This window comes from Paracoccus sp. SY, assembly GCF_002901215.1.
Taxonomy (GTDB): Bacteria; Pseudomonadota; Alphaproteobacteria; order Rhodobacterales; family Rhodobacteraceae; genus Paracoccus; species Paracoccus acridae.
In genome coordinates, this window is the sequence record NZ_NWMQ01000002.1 from 152,103 (window position 1) to 170,409 (window position 18,307).

Annotated in this window: 17 protein-coding genes; 6 read left to right on the plus strand and 11 right to left on the minus strand. The window is 64.3% G+C overall.

Features of this window, described 5'->3' with window-relative positions; translation table 11 throughout:
- Positions 1–44 precede the first annotated feature (44 nt).
- The 10 genes from ppk2 to CK944_RS02600 all read right to left on the minus strand — a co-directional run bounded on the left by ppk2 (position 45) and on the right by CK944_RS02600 (position 10,081).
- A complete protein-coding gene (gene ppk2 / locus CK944_RS02555) occupies positions 45–950 on the minus strand; it encodes a polyphosphate kinase 2 (protein WP_103171464.1) in 906 nt (301 codons plus the stop codon).
- 63 nt (positions 951–1,013) lie between these two features.
- Complete coding sequence (locus CK944_RS02560) at positions 1,014–1,481, minus strand: hypothetical protein (protein WP_103171465.1); 468 nt, start codon at positions 1,479–1,481, stop codon at positions 1,014–1,016.
- Position 1,482: 1 nt separating this feature from the next.
- The gene (mnhG, locus tag CK944_RS02565) at positions 1,483–1,866 is read right to left on the minus strand and encodes a monovalent cation/H(+) antiporter subunit G (protein WP_103171466.1); all 384 of its coding nucleotides are present in this window, start codon (positions 1,864–1,866) and stop codon (positions 1,483–1,485) included.
- Entirely contained in the window at positions 1,863–2,144 is a 282-nt protein-coding gene (locus CK944_RS02570; protein WP_103171467.1) for a K+/H+ antiporter subunit F, read from the minus strand. Before CK944_RS02570 ends, mnhG begins: the two co-directional genes overlap by 4 nt.
- On the minus strand, positions 2,141–2,626 hold the full coding sequence (locus CK944_RS02575) for a Na+/H+ antiporter subunit E (protein WP_103171468.1): 486 nt from the start codon (positions 2,624–2,626) through the stop codon (positions 2,141–2,143). The genes CK944_RS02570 and CK944_RS02575 overlap by 4 nt, the downstream gene beginning before the upstream one ends.
- Positions 2,623–4,263: a monovalent cation/H+ antiporter subunit D gene (locus CK944_RS02580; protein WP_103171469.1), complete on the minus strand. Its 1,641-nt coding sequence runs from the start codon at positions 4,261–4,263 to the stop codon at positions 2,623–2,625. The genes CK944_RS02575 and CK944_RS02580 overlap by 4 nt, the downstream gene beginning before the upstream one ends.
- Positions 4,260–4,604, minus strand: a complete 345-nt coding sequence (locus CK944_RS02585; RefSeq protein ID WP_103171470.1) for a Na+/H+ antiporter subunit C — start codon at positions 4,602–4,604, stop codon at positions 4,260–4,262. Before CK944_RS02585 ends, CK944_RS02580 begins: the two co-directional genes overlap by 4 nt.
- The gene (locus CK944_RS02590) at positions 4,604–7,489 is read right to left on the minus strand and encodes a monovalent cation/H+ antiporter subunit A (RefSeq protein ID WP_103171692.1); all 2,886 of its coding nucleotides are present in this window, start codon (positions 7,487–7,489) and stop codon (positions 4,604–4,606) included. The genes CK944_RS02585 and CK944_RS02590 overlap by 1 nt, the downstream gene beginning before the upstream one ends.
- Before the next feature lie 275 nt (positions 7,490–7,764).
- Positions 7,765–8,841, minus strand: a complete 1,077-nt coding sequence (locus CK944_RS02595; protein WP_103171471.1) for a hybrid-cluster NAD(P)-dependent oxidoreductase — start codon at positions 8,839–8,841, stop codon at positions 7,765–7,767.
- A gap of 7 nt (positions 8,842–8,848) precedes the next feature.
- Entirely contained in the window at positions 8,849–10,081 is a 1,233-nt protein-coding gene (locus CK944_RS02600; protein ID WP_103171472.1) for an aromatic ring-hydroxylating dioxygenase subunit alpha, read from the minus strand.
- A gap of 474 nt (positions 10,082–10,555) precedes the next feature.
- Here CK944_RS02600 and nrdH point away from each other — a divergent pair, with 474 nt between their 5' ends.
- The 4 genes from nrdH (at position 10,556) to nrdF (ending at position 14,376) form a co-directional block, all read left to right on the plus strand.
- Positions 10,556–10,777 (plus strand): glutaredoxin-like protein NrdH, encoded by a 222-nt coding sequence (nrdH, locus tag CK944_RS02605; RefSeq protein WP_103171473.1) that lies wholly within the window; start codon positions 10,556–10,558, stop codon positions 10,775–10,777.
- Between the two features lie 6 nt (positions 10,778–10,783).
- Positions 10,784–11,227 (plus strand): class Ib ribonucleoside-diphosphate reductase assembly flavoprotein NrdI, encoded by a 444-nt coding sequence (gene nrdI, locus CK944_RS02610; RefSeq protein WP_103171693.1) that lies wholly within the window; start codon positions 10,784–10,786, stop codon positions 11,225–11,227.
- Positions 11,212–13,335 carry a class 1b ribonucleoside-diphosphate reductase subunit alpha gene (gene nrdE / locus CK944_RS02615; protein ID WP_103171474.1) on the plus strand — a complete coding sequence of 708 codons (2,124 nt, stop codon included), beginning with the start codon at positions 11,212–11,214 and terminating at the stop codon, positions 13,333–13,335. The genes nrdI and nrdE overlap by 16 nt, the downstream gene beginning before the upstream one ends.
- 84 nt (positions 13,336–13,419) lie before the next feature.
- Positions 13,420–14,376, plus strand: coding sequence for a class 1b ribonucleoside-diphosphate reductase subunit beta (gene nrdF, locus CK944_RS02620; protein ID WP_370463858.1), 957 nt, complete (start codon positions 13,420–13,422; stop codon positions 14,374–14,376).
- Positions 14,377–14,741: 365 nt separating this feature from the next.
- Here the strand turns inward: nrdF and CK944_RS02625 are convergent, their stop codons facing one another.
- Complete coding sequence (locus CK944_RS02625; RefSeq protein WP_103171476.1) at positions 14,742–16,316, minus strand: NAD(P)H-hydrate dehydratase; 1,575 nt, start codon at positions 16,314–16,316, stop codon at positions 14,742–14,744.
- 154 nt (positions 16,317–16,470) lie between these two features.
- Between CK944_RS02625 and CK944_RS02630 the strand changes: the two genes are divergently transcribed.
- Positions 16,471–16,809, plus strand: coding sequence for a P-II family nitrogen regulator (locus CK944_RS02630; protein WP_103171477.1), 339 nt, complete (start codon positions 16,471–16,473; stop codon positions 16,807–16,809).
- A 77-nt stretch (positions 16,810–16,886) separates the two neighbouring features.
- A complete protein-coding gene (gene glnA / locus CK944_RS02635) occupies positions 16,887–18,293 on the plus strand; it encodes a type I glutamate--ammonia ligase (protein ID WP_103171478.1) in 1,407 nt (468 codons plus the stop codon).
- Positions 18,294–18,307 lie beyond the last annotated feature (14 nt).

An 18,307-nucleotide genomic window follows, 5' to 3' on the forward strand; every position in this document is an offset into this window, starting at 1 on the left:
ACAATACTAAGTTAAACTCGTCGTTGATTAAATTGCATATTATGTCAATATTTCTGCGGCACATAAAGATCGCGTGACAAGACATCGCGTTCATAATCGGGGTTGAAGACCCTGTCGGGCAAGGTCACCTCCTCATGCGGGACTTCGGCATAGGGGATGATGCTCAGCAGATGGCTCATGCAGTTCAGGCGGGCGCGCTTCTTGTCGTTGGCGGGAACGATATACCAGGGCGCCTCGGGGATGTTGGTATGTTCCAGCATGTCTTCCTTGGCCTTGGTATAGGCTTCCCAGCGGACCCGCGATTCCAGGTCCATGGGCGACAATTTCCACTGTTTCAGCGGGTCGTGGATGCGCATCAGAAAGCGCATCTGCTGTTCCTCGTCGGTGATGGAAAACCAGTATTTCACCAGCCGGATCCCCGACCGGACCAGCATCCGTTCGAATTCGGGCACGTCCTGGAAGAACTGGTCCACCTCGTCCTCGGTGGCAAAGCCCATCACGCGTTCGACGCCCGCGCGGTTGTACCAGCTTCGGTCGAACAGCACGATCTCGCCCCCGGCAGGCAGGTGGGGGACGTAGCGCTGGAAATACCATTGGGTCTTTTCGCGGTCGGATGGGGCGGGCAGGGCCACGGTGCGGACCACGCGCGGGTTCAGCCGCTGGGTGATGCGCTTGATCGCGCCGCCCTTGCCCGCGCTGTCGCGGCCCTCGAAGATGACGACGACCTTTTCCTTGGTATGGGCGACCCAGTCCTGCAGCTTGATCAACTCGGTCTGCAGGCGCAGCAATTCGCGGAAATACAGCTTTCGGTCCATCTGCTCGGGCCGGTTTTCGCGATAGATGCGGCGGATCTCCTCGGACAGGACGGCGTCTTCCAGCTCGATCTCGTAATCCTCGTCCAGGGTTTCCTGAAGCTCGGCTTCCAGCCAGTCCTTGGGTTCGTCGGTCATGGTCCACTCCGGCAATGCTGGGTCGGTCTAAGGGGCGAATGTAACGGTGATGCGGCGGTCCTGTCAGCGGCCGAAGCGGGCGGCGCAGTCGGGCGTCACGGCCAGCACGAAGCTGCGCGTCCCGCCATCGACCGTGCCGCACCACTGCCCGGTTACGGTGAACAGGCTTTTGGTGCCGCGTGCGGGGCGATAGGCGATGCGGCGGCCGTTCACGTCGAACAGGTTCAGCACGCCGCCGGAATTGGTGGCGTAGTATCCCAGAACGCCGCCATCGGCGGTGATGATCAGCCGCTGTTCGTTGTCGGGGTTGGAGGGGCGGTTCTGCCAGGCAGTGGCCGCATTGGCCGTGTTGCCCGACGAATTCCAAGCGCCATTCGGGGAATTGCCGGGGCTTGCCGGATTGTTGGCCGGGTGGCCCGGACCCAGGTCGAAGGGCAGGCGCGTCTGGTCAAGGACGATCAGCGGCGCATCGGCCCGCGCCGCAAAGCCGGAACCCAGCAAAAGGGCGATGATGACGACCGCGCGGCGCATGTCAGGTCTGTGCGGGCGGATCCTGCGGCCGGGGGCGGATATGCATCTCCTCGGGCAGGGCGTCGGATCGTTCCGCGCGGTCGCGCATCAGGGCGGCCCGGCCCAGCATCATCAGCGTGACCGGCGTGGTCAGGATGATACAGGCTCCGATCACGAATTCGTGGATGATGGCCCGACCGTCGATGAAGCTGAACATCAGCGAGGATGCGATCATCACCGAGGCCGTCCCCCAGCTGGTCGCCAGCGTCGGGGCGTGCAGCCGGTCATAGAACGAATTCAGCCGTGCAAAGCCAAGCGCCCCGATCAGCGTCAGCGTGGCGCCCAGGAAGACGAAGAAGGCCACGGGAATGGCCAGGAACAGGGGGATGGAATCCAGCGGGCTCATTCGATCACCTCGCCCCGGAACAGGAACTTGGCAAGCGCGACCGACGACACGAAGCCCATGATGGAAATCACCATCGCCGCCTCGAAGAAGAAGGCGGTGCCAAGCTGCATCCCCGTCACCAGGAACAGCAGCATGACCGAGACATAAAGCGAATCGAGCGCCAGAACCCGGTCCTGGGCGCGCGGCCCGCGCAGGATCCGCGTGCCGACCAGACAGCCCGCAAGGGCCAGGGCGATCTGCGCATAGCCAAGCGCGATGGTCAGGATCATTCCACTCATTCGAAGATCTCCATCAGCATGGGTTCATAGATGTTGCTGATCACCTCGTGGTAATGCTCGGCCTCGGCTCCGTCGAAGATATGCACGATCAGGATGCCCGTGTCGGTCTGGTATTCCACCCAGGCCGTTCCGGGGGTCGCGGTGACGATGATCGACAGAACGGCCAGGGCATTGGCATTGGTGACGGTCAGCGGGATCTGGATGAAGGCCGACTGGCGGCCGTTGCGGCCTTCTGTCAGCAGCAGGCGGGTGGTCGCGATGTTGGACCGGATGATGTCCAGAAACAGCGTCACGCCCAGCCGGGGGATGGTGGACCAGCGGCGGATCCGGGGGCGGGCGGAATGCAGCGCCGAATAGGCCCAGCCCGCCACCAGCGACAGCACCGTTCCCAGGATCAGATAGCCCAGCGAAAAGCGCGTCAGCATCAGCCACATGAAGATCAGCGAGACCGCCAGCACCGGATGGGGGAAAAGGCGGCTCATTGCTGCGCCTCCTCGTCGGCGGGTCGGTCGGCGGCGCGGGGCGTGGCGAAGACGCCATAGGCATAGGCCGCCGTGTCGTGCAGGGCATGGGCGGTCCCGCCGGTATAGCGCAGCATCACCTCGGCCTTGAAGCTGATCGTGCCCAGGATCAGCAGGATCGCGATCACCGGCGCGATTTCCAGCGCCAGGACGCGGGGCAAGGGCACGTCATTGGCCCAGAAGGTCTGGATGCCGATCCGGGCCATGCCGATCAGCGTGGCCAGGCCCGACAGGATCAGCAGCGCCACGAAGCCCCAGGCCAGCCCCGCAGGCAGCGCGGTCTGCGCGATCAGGGGCTGGATCATTGCGATCTTGCCGACAAAGCCCGGCAGCGGCGGCAGGCCCGCCAGCATCAGCACGCACAGCGCGAAGCAGCCCCCCAGCACGGCCATCGTGGCGGGGATGGCCAGGCCCACGTCGGGCTCCTCCTCCATGTCGGCGTCGTCGATGCCGTATGCGTCGGCGGTCAGCGCCAGCATCGCGGCGATGCCGCCGTCCTCCCGGTTCATCGGCTCGATCAGCAGGAACAGGGCGCCGGTCGCCAGGACCGAACCGATCATGTAGTAGAGCGCCCCCGACAGCATCGCCTGCCCGCCCCCTGCCAGGGCGAAGCCGGTGATGCCCAGAACGGTGCCCGACGAGATCAGGACGGAATGCGCGGCCATCCGTCCCAACCCCTGCGAGGCGAGGATCCCCAGCAGCCCGAACAGGACTGTGAACATCCCCAGCATGATCAGGATGCCCGATCCGAACCCGGCCGAGGCGCCGCCGGTTTCCCCGAAGACCAGCATCGACAGCCGCAGGATCGCATAAACGCCGACCTTGGTCATGATCGCGAACATCGCGCCGACCGGGGCCGCAGCCGCCATATAGGCGGTGGGCAGCCAGAAGTTCAGCGGCCAGCTGCCTGCCTTGACCAGGAAGGCCACCGCCAGGATCGCGATGGCCGCGTGCAGCAGCGGCCGGTCCTCTCCGGGCATCGAGGCGACGAGATTGGCCAGATGCGCCATGTTCAGCGTGCCGGTCGTGCCATAGATCAGGCTGACCCCGATCAGGAACAGAAGCGACGCGGCCAGGTTGATCGCGATGTAATGCAATCCGGCCCGGACGCGCAGCTGCCCCGATCCGTGCAGCAGCAAGCCATAGGACGCGGCCAGCAGGATTTCGAAGAACACGAACAGGTTGAACAGGTCGCCGGTCAGGAAGGCGCCGTTCAGCCCGACCAGCAGGAACTGGAACAGCGAATAATAATGCGGACCCTGCCGTCCCCAACCCGCGCGGGCATAGACCAGCGACGGGATCGCCAGAAGCGCGGTCAGGACCAGCATCATCGCCGCCAGGCGGTCCAGCACCAGGACGATCCCGAAGGGCGCGGGCCAGTCGCCCAGCAGGTAGAAGCTCATCCCCTCGGCGTCGCCGATGTCGCCGCCGATCTTGGCGCGGACCACCAGCTCGACCGCGATCAGCAGTTGCGCGGCCGTCGAGGCCAGGCTCAGCCAGAACTTGGCCCCCCGCTGGCGGTCGTCGTAAAGCAGCATCAAGGCACCCACGACGAAGGGGATCAGGATCGGCGCGATAATCAGGTGTTCGCTGATCACTGGCTGCGTTCCTTTCCGTCAACGTGGTCGGTGCCGGTCAGGCCCCGGGAAGCGATCATCACCACAAGAAACAGCGCCGTGGTGGCGAAGCTGATGACGATGGCGGTCAGGACCAGGGCCTGCGGCACCGGGTCGGCGTAAAGCGTGGGATCGACGAAGCCGCCCTTGGGCATGATCGGCGGCGCGCCGGGGGTCAGCCGTCCCATCGAGAAGATGAACAGGTTGACCGCATAGGACAGCAGGCACAGCCCGATGATCACCTGGAAGCTGCGCGGGCGCAGCAGCAACCAGATGCCCGATGCCGACAGGATGCCGATGGCGGCGGAAAGGATGATTTCCATCAGGCGGCCTCCTTCCGGGCGGCTAGTTCCTCCTGCTCTCGCCTTCGGCTGGCGCGCAGCGACTGGTGGGCGATGGCGACCAGCATCAGCACGACGGCGCCCACCACGGTGGCGAAGACGCCGATGTCGAACAGCAGGGCCGTCGCGGCGGGCACCTGGCCGACAAGCGGGATATTGACATAGCGCGCATGGGCCGTCAGGAACGGATAGCCGAAGACCCAGGCCCCCATTCCCGTCGTCACCGCGCCCAGAAGACCGAAGCCCATCCAGCGGATCGGCAGGACGGTGATGCGCGCCTCGACCCAGCGGACGTTGCTGGCGATGTACTGGATCAGGAATCCGATGGCCAGCGTCACCCCCGCGGCAAAGCCCCCGCCCGGCAGGTCATGGCCCCGGAAGAAGAAATAGCCCGACAGCATGATCAGGATCGGGAACATCCAGACCATGATGACCGAGGGCACGAACAGGTAGTCATCCACGGACGGGCTGTCGGCCATGGTCTGCTGGTCCGGCGCCTCGATGCTTTCGGGGGCGGGCCGGAAGCGGCGCAGAAGGGCATAAACGGTCAGCCCGACGATCGCGAGGACGGCGATTTCGCCGAAAGTGTCGAAGGCGCGGAAATCGACCAGGATCACGTTCACCACATTGGTGCCGCCGCCTTCGTAATAGGCGTTGCCCAGGAACCAGTCGCCCACGTTGCTGACCACCGGGCGCGACATCACGGCGAATGCGATGGACGCGATGCCCAAGCCCCCGACGACTGCGATCACCAGATCGCGGCTGCGCCGGATCTTGGCGGGCAACAGCTTGTCCTCGGGGATTTCGGACCGGCGCTTGGGCAGCCAGCGCAGGCCCAGCAGCAGCAGGGCGGTCGTCACCACCTCGACCAGCAGCTGCGTCACAGCCAGGTCGGGGGACGAGAACCACGCGAATGTCAGGCAGGTCACGACCCCTGCGCCGCCCAGCAGGACAAGGGCCGCGAAGCGGTGATACTTGGCCTGCCAGGCCGCGCCGATGGCGCAGGCCGCACCGACGGTCCACAACAGGGCGAAGGCGGGATTGAATGCGTGCAGCCGCAGTTCGGGCGCAAAGCTCAGTCCACCCCACAGCGAGGCCACGGCCACCGCAAGGGCGGTCAGCACCAGCAGTCGCAGTTGCGGCTGCAGGGATTCGGTGGACACCAGGCCAAGCGCCAGGCGCGGCAGGCGCCAGGTCAGCCGGAACAGCAGCCAGTCATAGATGCGCTGGCCCCGGATGCGGTGCAGCAGGAACGGACCTTCCGGCCCGGTGGCGATGGCTTTCGCGCTGAGGGCATAGATCAGGGTGCCCACCGCCAGGGCGATCAGGCTCAGCATCAGGGGCGCGTTCACCCCGTGCCAGATGGCGATCTTGTAATAGGCCAGGTCGGGACCGACCACCGAACGCGCGGCGATGTTGACGATGGCACCCAGGGTCAGCGCGGGCAGGATGCCCACGACAAGGCAGATGAAGACCAGCAGTTCCACCGGGCGGCGCATCCAGGCGGGCGGCTCGTGCGGGGTCTTCGGCAGGTTGGTGGCTTGCGGGCCAAAGAAGACGGTGGCGATGAAGCGCAGCGAATAGGCGACGGACAGGGTGCTGCCGACGATGGCGAGATAGGGCAGGGCGTTGTCCAGCCAGGTGCCGTTGTGCCAGTACACGGCCTCGGCCAGGAACATCTCCTTGGACAGGAACCCGTTCAGCAGCGGCACCCCCGCCATGGCCGCGGCCGCGACGATGGCCAGGGTCGCGGTGATGGGCATCGGCTTGAACAGGCCGGACAGCCGGCGCATGTCCCGCGTGCCGGTCTCGTGGTCGATGATCCCCGCCGCCATGAACAGGGACGCCTTGAAGACCGCATGGTTGCAGATGTGGAAGATCGCGGCCAGGATCGCCACCGGTCCCCCGATCCCCGCAAGCGCGGTGATCAGGCCCAGGTGGCTGATCGTGGAATAGGCCAGCAGCCCCTTGAGGTCGTGGCGATACAGCGCGACCGCCGCCCCCAGGATCAGCGTGACCATGCCGATGCCCGTGACCGTGAAGAACCATGCCTCGGTTCCCCCCAAGGCAGGGGAAAAGCGCACCAGCAGGAAGACCCCGGCCTTCACCATGGTCGCGGAATGCAGGAAGGCCGATACGGGCGTCGGCGCGGCCATGGCGCCGGGCAGCCAGAAATGGAACGGGAACTGCGCCGACTTGGTGAAGGCGCCCAGCAGGAACAGCGCCAGGATCGCGCCATACCAGGGATGCGCGCGGATCGCGTCGCCCGACCGCAGGATCACCCCCAGGTCATGGCTGCCCGCGACATGCCCCAGCATCAGCATCGCCGTCAGCAGGCACAGCCCGCCAAGCGCGGTGATGATCAGCGCCGTCCGCGCCCCGTCGCGCGCCGCCGCCCCCTGGTGCCAGAAGCCGATCAGCAGGAAGGACATGAAGGACGTCAGTTCCCAGAAGACGACCATTCCCAGCACGTTGCCGGAAATCAGGATCCCCTGCATCGCCCCCGTGAAGGCCATCAGCAGCGCATAGAAGCGCGGCAGCGAATCCTTGGCCGACATGTAGTAGCGGGCATAGATCACCACCAGCACGCCGATCGACAGCACCAGCGTGGTGAACAGCCAGGCAAATCCGTCCAGCCGGAAGGCCAGGTTCATCCCCAGCGAGGGCACCCATTCCAGGCTGGCGCGCAGCACGTCGCCTTCGCGGATGCCGGGCAGGAACCCCGCCAGGATCGCCAGGCCGGCAACCAGCGACAGGCCCGACAGCCAGGTCGATGCGCCGCGCGCGTTCGGCGACAGGGTCAACAGGATCAGCGACGTCGCAAAGGGAAGGCAGGCCAGTAACAGGAACAGATTGTGTTCGGCCATCTTCGCGCTGCCCTCACCTCGGATGAATTGTTTCGCCTTTCCCGACACATGCCCACGCAACCTTGTCCATCCTGGCAAGGGGGACAAGCTGCACAAGGCATTCGGGATCAAGACCCGAATGCCTTCCGACCGGGTCGAGTTCAAGTCCAGATTGCCCGCGATTGCAGGATTTATCCAACTTTTCTGTTATCTGAACCGCACATCGGCGCCAGGCCGCGACAGATTGCCCGGCGGGTGAACCAGACGCGGCCCGGCGTCGTTGGGGAACGGTCCCTTCAGACCTCGACCGCGATCGGGCCTAGCGGATGCGAGCAGCAGGCAAGGATGAAGCCTTCGGCGATATCCTCGTCGCTGATGCCGCCGTTGTGGACCATATGCACCTCGCCCGAGGTCTTCCTGATCTTGCAGGTGCCGCACAGACCGAAGGTGCAGCCCGAGGGGATGTTCAGGCCCGACCGCTTGGCGACGGCCAGAACGGTATCGGTTTCGGCACAGGGCACGGTGACGCCGCTGGCGGCAAAGGTGATCTGGGCCTTGGCGCCTTCCTCGGGGGCGACATCCTCGATCACCGGGGCGTCGGCCTCGGTCCTGATGGGGGCGCCGAAGCTTTCCTGGTGGTAATGGTCCATGTCGAAGCCAAGCGCGACCAGCATGTCGCGTACGGACTGCATGAAGGGCTCGGGCCCGCAGCAGAACACTTCTCGTTCCAGGTAATCGGGCGCCATCAGGCCCAGCATGATCTGGTTCAGTCGGCCCAGATAGCCGGTCCAGGCGGTGAAGGGGTCGTTCTCCTCGACCGTGAAGCGCAGTTGCAATCCCGGCACGCGGTCCGCGAACTGTTCCAGCCTGCGGCGGAAGATGATGTCGGACGGGCTTCGCGCGGCATGGACGAAGACGATGTCCGGCATCTCGCCCGAATCCCAGGCCCAGGTAGTCATCGACATCATCGGCGTGACCCCCGACCCGGCCGAGATGAACAGATGCTTCCTGGCCGGATGGCGGTGGGTGGTGAAAATACCGGACGGTCCATAGGCCTTGATCTTCATGCCCGGCCGCAGGTGGTCCAGCATCCAGCGCGTCGCCAGCGACGTGCGCTGCGCCTTGACCGTGACCGAGATCGACAAGGGCCGCGACGGGCTTGAACTGATCGTATAGGTCCGCTGCACGTTGCCGGACGGCAGGGGCAGGTCCAGCGTGATGAACTGCCCCGGCTGGTAATCGAACCACGCCCCCGACGGCGCCCGGAAGGTGAAGGTGGCGGCGTCCGCGGTTTCGGGAACGACCATCGCACATTCCAGCAACTCGTCGTCGGACCACGGCTCGGCGGCCCAGTTCAGGCGTGGCTTCTTCATGCGCGTCTTACTCCGCCGCGACCGCGTTGGGGGACAGGCGGCGGGACATCAGCCCGCAATACCAGTCGATCAGGTGGATGACGCCCGCTTCCTGCGTCGGCGAGTAAGGTCCGGGCTGATAGGCGGGGGACAGGATGCCCTTCTGGTTCTCCTCGACCACCTGGCGATCCTCGTCATTGGTGTTCAGCCACACCTCGGTCAACTTCTGGAGGTCATAGTCCACGCCCTCGACCGCGTCCTTGTGGACCAGCCACTTGGTCGTGACCTCGGTTTCGGTGGGGCTGATCGGCAGGATGCGGAAGACGATGGCGTGGTCGGGCAGGAAGTGGTTCCAGGACGACGGGAAGTGATAGAACATCAGGCTGCCCGCGTCGTTCCAGGGGATGGTCCCCATGCGCCGCGACACGGCGGCCTTGCCCGACATGGTGAAGCTTTCCTGGTTGTCCATCAGCGGCACGCGGGCCATGCGCCACTGCATGTCGGGCGCATTGGTGAAGCGCGCGGGCAGGTTGGCCGCGTCGCAGCGCCCCCAGTGGTCCAGGATCTCGGGGGATGCGGAATTCGGCCCCTCCATCACCGTCATCAGCGGATCGTCGGAATAGGTCCGGCACAGCGAGGGATGCGAGCCGCCGCAATGATAGCATTCGCGATTGTTTTCCATCACCAGCTTCCAGTTGCCCTTTTCGATGATGGTCGAGGTGAAGGCGATCTTGCTGTCGGCGATGGCGCTTGGCGCGACGAAGCGCGTCAGGTTCGCGGCCAGTTCGTTGATCGCGGGCGGGATCTGGGCCAGGCAGATGAAGACCATGCCGCCCAGGTCGATGCAATGGACCGGCTTCAGCCCGTATTTGCTGGCGTCGAAACCCTCGCCCATGTCGCGGGCATACAGAAGCTTGCCGTCCAGGTCATAGGTCCATTGGTGATAGGGGCAGACCAGCTTGGGGTTGGTCCCGTTGGTCTTGGGGCACAGCCGCTGGCCGCGGTGGCGGCAGACGTTGTGAAAGGCGCGGATGCGCCCGTCGGCGCCGCGCACCACGATGACGGGATAGGCGCCCACGTTCAGCGTGACGAAGTTGCCGGTTTTGGGGATCTCGCAGGACGGCAGCGCGAACAGCCATTCGCGGTACCAGATATGTTCCAGGTCGTCCTGGAAGGCCTGCTGTCCGCAATAAAGATCACGAGGCAGGGAAAAGCCGGGGACGCGTTCTGCGATCAGGCTGGCGGTCGAGGGCGTATTCATGTCTGGACCCATGGAGGTGCTGGCTGCTATGGGGTGCAACTTAGCCCGATTGCGACGCCGTGCTGGACAAATTGCGACCTTGTGTCGCGTGATTGAGACATCGCCCGCACGGTCCTGCGGAAGTCCCGGCCTCCAGAAATGTTCGGTGCGGCAATTTGGCGACAGATTGCGGAAAGGCGGAACCGAATCGCCTGTCAAGCGATAACCACATGTTGACGATTTAGAAGTGTTCGTGTCTATATCCTGTGGTCGAGACGCGGTTTGACGATTTCCATTGCGGCAGGGCGGGTTACCGCCTTTCCGGTCTGGAAAGTCCCTGATTGCGACCGACTGGCGGGCCCGGCAAGCTATCGGCAAGGGGCCAGAGCAGGCCAAGACAGAAATGACACCGGGCAAGGGTCCGGCGCCGTGGCCTGCGGGGTGCCCCCTGCGGCCATGATGCCCCCTTTTGTCCAGAACGAAGGAGCAGTGGGCATGACCATCATCGTTTATTCCAAACCCGCCTGCGTGCAATGCACCGCAACGACTCGCGCCCTGGATGCGCGTGGCTTGACCTATGACGTCATCGACCTGACCGAGGATGCGGCGGCGATGGAACGTGTGACCGCGCTTGGCTATCGCCAGGCCCCGGTGGTGATCGCCGGTGACGCGCATTGGGCGGGCTTTCGGCCCGACATGATCGGCCGGCTGGGCTGACCCTCGATGGGCGGGGGCCGGTGGGGTGAAGCCCCGCCTTGCGGGCTGGTCTATTATTCCTCGGCCTCGGGGAATACGGCGCGGTTCGTCGCGCGGCTGGGCCTTCCGGCGCAGCGGATCCCGATCAGGCCTTCGGACCCGATGCCGCAGGTCGGCGCGCCCTTCGTGCTGATCTGCCCGACCTATGCGGACGGGCAGGGGCGCGGCGCGGTCCCCAAGGCGGTGATCCACTTCCTGAACGATCCCCGCCGCCGCAGCCACCTGCGCGGCGTCATTGGCGCGGGCAACCGCAATTTCGGCGCGACCTTCGCCCTTGCGGGCCGCGTCATCGCAGACAAATGCAAGGTCCCCGTGCTGTGGCGGTTCGAGCTGGCGGGGACGGACACCGACATTCAAAAGGTCCGCGCGGGCCTTCATCAATTCCGGGGGTTGGAATGCTTGACGGCCTGAAGCCTGAACTCGATTACCACGCGCTGAACGCGATGCTGAACCTGTATGACGCCGACGGGCGCATCCGGTTCGACGCTGACCGCATGGCCGCGCGGCAGTATTTCCTGCAGCATGTGAACCAGAACACCGTCTTCTTCCATTCGCTGGACGAGAAACTGGATTACCTGGTCGAGGAAGGCTATTACGAGCCCGAGGTCCTGGACCAGTATTCCAAGAACTTCCAGCGGGCGATCTGGGACGCCGCCTTCAAGCGCAAGTTCCGTTTCCCGACCTTCCTGGGCGCCTTCAAGTATTACACCAGCTATACGCTGAAGACCCGCGACGGGCAGCGCTATCTTGAACGCTATGAGGACCGCGTGGTGATGGTCGCCCTGGCGCTGGCGCGCGGGGACGAGGCGCTGGCGATGCGCTTCATGGAGGAGATGCTGTCGGGCCGCTTCCAGCCGGCCACGCCCACCTTCCTCAACGCCGGCAAGAAGTCGCGGGGCGAGCTGATCTCCTGCTTCCTGCTACGGGTCGAGGACAACATGGAGTCCATCGGCCGGTCCATCAACTCCGCCCTGCAACTGTCCAAGCGCGGCGGCGGCGTGGCCTTGATGCTGACCAACCTGCGCGAGGCCGGTGCCCCCATCAAGGGGATCGAGAACCAGTCGTCCGGCGTCATCCCGGTGATGAAGCTGCTGGAAGACAGCTTCAGCTATGCCAACCAGCTTGGCGCGCGGCAGGGGGCGGGGGCGGTCTACCTCAACGCCCACCACCCCGACATCATGCGCTTCCTGGACACCAAGCGCGAGAATGCGGACGAGAAGATCCGCATCAAGACGCTGTCCCTGGGCGTGGTGATCCCCGACATCACCTTCGAGTTGGCGAAAAAGAACGCCGACATGTACCTGTTCTCGCCCCATGACGTGCAGAAGGTCTATGGGGTGCCGTTTTCCGAGATCTCGGTCACCGAGAAATACGCCGAGATGGTGGACGACAAGCGCATCAAGAAGCGCAAGATCAACGCGCGCGAGTTCTTCCAGACCATTGCCGAGATCCAGTTCGAAAGCGGCTATCCCTATATCATGTTCGAGGACACGGTGAACCGCATGAACCCGGTTCATGGCCGCATCACCATGTCGAACCTGTGCAGCGAGATCCTGCAGGTGAACGAGGCGTCCGAGTTCAACGAGGATCTGAGCTATTCGCACCTGGGCACTGATATCTCGTGCAACCTGGGTTCGCTGAACATCGCGGCGACCATGGACGGCCCGGACTTCGGCGCCACCATCGAGGCCGCGATCCGCGCCCTGACCGCTGTGTCGGAAATGTCCGCGATCGAGGCCGTGCCATCCATCCGGCGCGGCAATGACGAGGCCCATGCCGTGGGCCTTGGCCAGATGAACCTGCACGGCTTCCTTGCGCGCGAGCGGATCCATTACGGATCGCCCGAGGGGGTCGAGTTCACGTCGGTCTATTTCGCGGCCGTGGCCTTTCACGCGATCCGCGCATCGAACCTGCTGGCGCAGGAGAAGGGCCAGACCTTCAAGGATTTCGAGAAGTCGAAATATGCCGACGGGTCGTTCTTCGACAAATACACCACCCGCGACTGGCTGCCGACGCTGCCCGACGTGGCGCGCGTCTTCGGGAACGTGACCCTGCCCACGCGTGACGACTGGGCCGCGCTGAAAGCGGACGTGATGAAGCACGGGCTCTATAACCGCAACCTGCAGGCGGTGCCGCCGACCGGGTCGATCAGCTATATCAACAATTCGACCAGTTCGATCCACCCGATCGTGTCCAAGATCGAGATCCGCAAGGAAGGCAAGATCGGCCGGGTCTATTACCCCGCCGCCTTCATGTCGAACGAGAACCTGGAATACTATCGCGACGCCTATGAGATTGGCCCCGAGGCGATCATCGACACCTATGCCGCCGCGACCGAGCATGTGGACCAGGGCCTGAGCCTCACGCTGTTCTTCCCGGCCGAGGCCACGACGCGGGACATCAACCGTGCCCAGATCTATGCGTGGAAGAAGGGCATCAAGACGATCTATTACATCCGCCTGCGCCAGACCGCGCTGGAGGGGACCGAGGTCCAGGGCTGCGTGTCCTGCACTCTTTGAGCCAAGCCGGGGGCCAGCCCCCGGACCCCCGGGATATTTAAGCCAAAGCAAAGAGAGGGGTTCTTCGGGATGAAGGATCATGTGATGCAGATGGTCGCCCGCGCGATCAACTGGAACCGCCTGGACGACGAGAAGGACCTTGAGGTCTGGAACCGGTTGACGGTGAACTTCTGGCTGCCGGAAAAGGTGCCGCTGTCCAATGACGTGCAAAGCTGGGCCACGCTGCGCCCGGCGGAACGGGAGTTGACGATCCGTGTGTTCACCGGGCTGACGCTGCTGGACACGGTGCAGAACACCATCGGCGCGCCCTCGATGATGCCCGACGCGATCACCCCGCACGAGGAAGCGGTTTTGTCCAACATCGCCTTCATGGAGGCGGTCCATGCGCGGTCCTATTCCTCGATCTTCTCGACCCTGTGCCTGACCAAGGAAGTGGACGAGGCCTTCCGCTGGGCCGAGGAAAACCCGCATCTGCAGGGCAAGGCACGTCTGATCCTGGAAGAATACAAGGCTGGCTCCGACCCGCTGAAGCGCAAGATCGCATCGGTCTTCCTGGAAAGCTTCCTGTTCTATTCGGGCTTCTACCTGCCGATGTATTGGTCAAGCCGCGCCAAGCTGACCAATACCGCCGACCTGATCCGCCTGATCATCCGCGACGAGGCGGTGCATGGCTATTACATCGGCTACAAGTTCCAGCGGGCGCTTGAGCGCGAGAGCGAGGAACGCCGGGCCGAGTTGAAGGATTTCGCCTTCTCGCTGATGTTCGAGTTGTACGACATCGAGCAGCGCTATACCGCGGAACTCTATGACGGGATCGGGCTGACCGAAGATGTGAAGGCGTTCCTTCATTATAACGCCAACAAGGCGCTGCAGAACCTGGGCTACGAGGCGCTGTTCCCGCCCCAGGTCTGCGAGGTGAACCCGGCGATCCTGGCGGCTCTGTCGCCCGACAGCGAGAACCACGATTTCTTCAGCGGGTCCGGGTCGTCCTATGTGATCGGCAAGGCGGTCGCGACCGAGGACGAGGACTGGGATTTCTAATAAAAACAAAGGCTCGAGAAAAACTCGAGCCTTTGTTCGAAATCGGCGTCTGGTCAAGAAGGCCCACCAGCGCAGACCAATCCCTTCCAGCTTACCCGATTCACGGCAATTTTGAAGGTAGCTTGGGAATACTGGATTGGCAACAAGAGGCCTTCGAATTGAAGGAGGTCACTTTGACCCACTCTAATGGCTCTCTACCCCCACCGCCGCCCGGATACCGATATATCTTCAGAGCATGGAAGATGTGCCCGACAACCGGGCAGCGTCTCTATGCAAAGGCGTTTGGCAAGCGAGGATGGCCCATTCTGGTCCTTAAGGATCAGAGCTAGTCACTCAATATGTGGGCGCCTTTAGGCGCCCACATTCTACCTAATCGATCTACAAGTGAGTTGACGAAGGACCTGCGGGATCATGTCCGGCAGGTCGTCCGCGATCAGTCCGGGACCGAAGGCGCGGGCGGCCTTGGCGTGGATCAGCGCGCCCAGGCTGGCGGCGTCCAGCGGCTGAAAACCCCGCGCCAGAAGACCGGTGATGATCCCCGCCAGCACGTCGCCCGCCCCTGCTGTGGCCAGCCAGGGCACGTCGAAGGCGGAGTGGATGCGGGCCTGTCCATCGGGGGCGGCGATGATGGTGTCGGGGCCCTTCAGCAGCACGACCGCGCCGCAGCGGGCCGCGGCATCCCTTGCGGCATCCAGCCGGGAATAGGCCGGACCCTTCGCGGGCAGACCATCCAGATGCCCAGCCAGGTCAGGAAACAGGCGCGCGAATTCGCCCCCGTGCGGCGTCAGGACGCAGGCCGGATGCAGCGCGCCCATCAGGTCGGCCGCCTGCGACAGCGCGGTCAGCGCATCCGCGTCAAGCACCGTGGCACGGCGGGCGGGCAGGGCTGCGCGCAGCAGCATCTCCGCCCGGTTGACGCCGCTGCCCGGCCCGATGCACAGCGCGTTGATGCGTGCATCGCCGAGTGCATCATGCAGGGCCGCGTCGTCGTCGATGCCGCGCCGCATCAGGGCATCGGGCTGGCCCACATGGTCGGGCAGCGCGTCCAAGGGCGGGGCGATGGTGACCAGGCCCGCGCCGATCCGCAGCGCCGCACGCGCCGAAAGCCGCGCGGCGCCGCCCTTGCCCCGCCCACCCGCCAGCACAAGCGCATGGCCGTGGCTGAACTTGTGGGGGTGAGAGGACGACTGCTTGCCCAGACGATTGTCCTGGATGCACCGGGCGTCCGGAATGGCAAAGCGCGGCCATATGGCGGTCAGCACGGGTTGTTGGGTGCGGGCCTCTCGCCACGGACGTAGGCCGATGTCGGCGATGACCAGTTCGCCGCAGCATTCGGGGCCGCGTTCCAGAAGGTGGCCGGGCTTGGGACTGTCGAAGGCGACGGTCAGCCGCGCGCGGAGGTCCCGATCCGAAACCTGCCTTGGCCTGCCCAGGAACGCGCCGCTGTCCAGGCAGAGACCGCTGGGGCAATCCACGGCGACGACCGGAGCGGGGTGGGTGGCAAGGCTTTCCAGCACCTCGGCCAAGGGGCCAGACGGTGGCCGCGCCAGCCCGGTCCCGAAGATCGCGTCCACCACGATGTCGGCGGGTTGCGCGTGCAGCACCGCCGCGTCCAGCGGTTCCAGCCCGCCCATTGCCAGCCATTGCCGTTTCATGTGATCCGCATCGGGGCCGGGCCTGTTGTCCATCCCCAGGACCCTGACGCGCCATCCCGCCCGGCGCAGCAGACGGGCCACCACAAAGCCGTCGCTACCATTGTTCCCCGGCCCGCACAACACCGTGGCGCGCCCAGCCTTGGGCCAGCGCAGGCGCACCTGATCGGCCACCGCCCGGCCCGCGCGTTCCATCAACTGCAGGCCCGTGACGCTGCCGCTGTTCATGGCGGTGGTTTCGATGGCGCGCATTTGGGCGGTGGTCAGGATTTCGCAGCCAGCTGACATGGCATCTGCCTTTTAATTCATCGAATCGCACAAAAAACAGGCACAATCCCGGATGCCGCCTGATTGCTGGCGCAATCGGCATCGACGCCCGTTTACCCAAGCCATGAAACCCGCCAATCAGTCCTCAGGCAAGCCGCGAGGAAGGATCATTGCGATGAAGAAGGTCGAGGCGATCATCAAGCCGTTCAAGCTGGACGACGTGAAAGAGGCGCTGCAAGAGGTGGGCGTGCAGGGTCTTTCCGTCACCGAGGTCAAGGGCTTCGGTCGCCAGAAAGGCCATACCGAGCTTTATCGCGGCGCGGAATACGTGGTCGATTTCCTGCCCAAGGTGAAGATCGAGATGGTGCTGCCCGACGACCAGGTCGAGGCCGCCATCGACGCCATCGTCAGCGCGGCCCGCACGGAAAAGATTGGCGACGGCAAGATTTTCGTATCGCCTGTCGAGCAGGCAATCCGCATCCGCACGGGTGAAACCGGCGACGACGCGGTCTGAGACAGAAGAACAACATACCAACAGGATTATCGCGCCGGGCAGGACAGCCGGGGCGCATCGACGCAGAAAGGGAAGAGATGACGGTCAATGACGTTTTGACGCTGCTGAAGGACGAGGAGGTCGCCTATGTGGACGTCCGCTTCACCGATCCCAAGGGCAAGCTTCAGCATGTGACGCTGGATGTCGATCTGATCGACGAGGACTTCTTCGAGGAAGGCTTCATGTTCGACGGTTCCTCGATCGCCGGATGGAAGTCGATCGACCAGTCCGACATGAAGCTGATGCCGGACCCCTCGTCGGCCTATCTGGACCCGTTCTATGCCGAAAAGACGCTTTGCGTGCATTGCAACGTGGTCGAGCCCGACACGGGAGAGGCCTATGCCCGCGACCCGCGCGGCACCGCCGTCAAGGCCGAGGCCTATCTGAAATCCACCGGCATCGGCGACGCCTTCTATTGCGGCCCCGAGGCCGAGTTCTTCATCTTCGACGACGTGCGTTACCAGGTCTCGCCGCAGAAGGTGTCCTATCAGATCGATTCGGTGGATGCCGCCTGGAACACCGACACCGAATACGAGATGGGCAACCAGGGCCACCGCGCGCCCCTGAAGGGCGGGTATTTCCCGGTCAACCCCATCGACGCGGGCCAGGACATCCGGGGCGAGATGCTGTCCACCATGAAGCGGATGGGCATGAAGGTGGACAAGCACCACCACGAGGTCGCCACCGGCCAGCACGAACTGGGCCTGATCTTCGGCGGCCTGGTCGAACAGGCCGACAACATCCAGAAATACAAGTATGTCATCCACAACGTGGCCCACGCCTATGGCAAGTCGGTGACCTTCATGCCCAAGCCCATGAAGGGCGACAACGGGTCGGGGATGCATGTGAACATGTCGATCTGGAAGGACGGCAAGCCGCTGTTCGCCGGCGACAAATATGCCGACCTGAGCCAGGAGGCCCTGTATTTCATCGGCGGCATCCTCAAGCACGCCAAGGCGCTGAACGCGCTGACCAACCCGTCCACCAACAGCTACAAGCGCCTGATCCCCGGCTTCGAGGCCCCGGTGCTGCGCGCCTACTCGGCCCGCAACCGGTCGGGCTGTGTCCGCATTCCGTGGACCGAATCGCCGAAAGCCAAGCGCGTCGAGGCTCGCTTCCCCGATCCGGCGGCCAACCCCTATCTGGCCTTTGCGGCGCTGCTGATGGCGGGCTTGGACGGGATCAAGAACCGGATCGACCCCGGCCCCGCCTCGGACAAGGACCTGTACGACCTGCCGCCCGAGGAACTGGCCGAAATCCCGACCGTCTGCGGGTCCCTGCGCGAGGCGCTGGAGGAACTGGAAAAGGACATGGACTTCCTGCTGCAGGGCGACGTCTTCACCCGCGACCAGTTGGAAGCCTATATCAAGCTGAAGTGGGAGGAGGTTTATGCCTATGAGCATACGCCCCACCCGATCGAATACGCGATGTATTACAGCTGCTGAGACTTGAAAGGCGC

What these genes read in the sequence shown, in the direction of transcription:
- ppk2 (WP_103171464.1), bottom strand. Translation starts at nt 950, where the DNA reads ATGACCGACGAACCCAAGGACTGGCTGGAAGCCGAGCTTCAGGAAACC.
- CK944_RS02560 (WP_103171465.1), bottom strand. Translation starts at nt 1,481, where the DNA reads ATGCGCCGCGCGGTCGTCATCATCGCCCTTTTGCTGGGTTCCGGCTTT.
- mnhG (WP_103171466.1), bottom strand. Translation starts at nt 1,866, where the DNA reads ATGAGCCCGCTGGATTCCATCCCCCTGTTCCTGGCCATTCCCGTGGCC.
- CK944_RS02570 (WP_103171467.1), bottom strand. Translation starts at nt 2,144, where the DNA reads ATGAGTGGAATGATCCTGACCATCGCGCTTGGCTATGCGCAGATCGCC.
- CK944_RS02575 (WP_103171468.1), bottom strand. Translation starts at nt 2,626, where the DNA reads ATGAGCCGCCTTTTCCCCCATCCGGTGCTGGCGGTCTCGCTGATCTTC.
- CK944_RS02585 (WP_103171470.1), bottom strand. Translation starts at nt 4,604, where the DNA reads ATGGAAATCATCCTTTCCGCCGCCATCGGCATCCTGTCGGCATCGGGC.
- CK944_RS02590 (WP_103171692.1), bottom strand. Translation starts at nt 7,489, where the DNA reads ATGGCCGAACACAATCTGTTCCTGTTACTGGCCTGCCTTCCCTTTGCG.
- CK944_RS02595 (WP_103171471.1), bottom strand. Translation starts at nt 8,841, where the DNA reads ATGAAGAAGCCACGCCTGAACTGGGCCGCCGAGCCGTGGTCCGACGAC.
- CK944_RS02600 (WP_103171472.1), bottom strand. Translation starts at nt 10,081, where the DNA reads ATGAATACGCCCTCGACCGCCAGCCTGATCGCAGAACGCGTCCCCGGC.
- nrdH (WP_103171473.1), top strand. Translation starts at nt 10,556, where the DNA reads ATGACCATCATCGTTTATTCCAAACCCGCCTGCGTGCAATGCACCGCA.
- nrdI (WP_103171693.1), top strand. Translation starts at nt 10,784, where the DNA reads ATGGGCGGGGGCCGGTGGGGTGAAGCCCCGCCTTGCGGGCTGGTCTAT.
- nrdE (WP_103171474.1), top strand. Translation starts at nt 11,212, where the DNA reads ATGCTTGACGGCCTGAAGCCTGAACTCGATTACCACGCGCTGAACGCG.
- nrdF (WP_370463858.1), top strand. Translation starts at nt 13,420, where the DNA reads ATGCAGATGGTCGCCCGCGCGATCAACTGGAACCGCCTGGACGACGAG.
- CK944_RS02625 (WP_103171476.1), bottom strand. Translation starts at nt 16,316, where the DNA reads ATGTCAGCTGGCTGCGAAATCCTGACCACCGCCCAAATGCGCGCCATC.
- CK944_RS02630 (WP_103171477.1), top strand. Translation starts at nt 16,471, where the DNA reads ATGAAGAAGGTCGAGGCGATCATCAAGCCGTTCAAGCTGGACGACGTG.
- glnA (WP_103171478.1), top strand. Translation starts at nt 16,887, where the DNA reads ATGACGGTCAATGACGTTTTGACGCTGCTGAAGGACGAGGAGGTCGCC.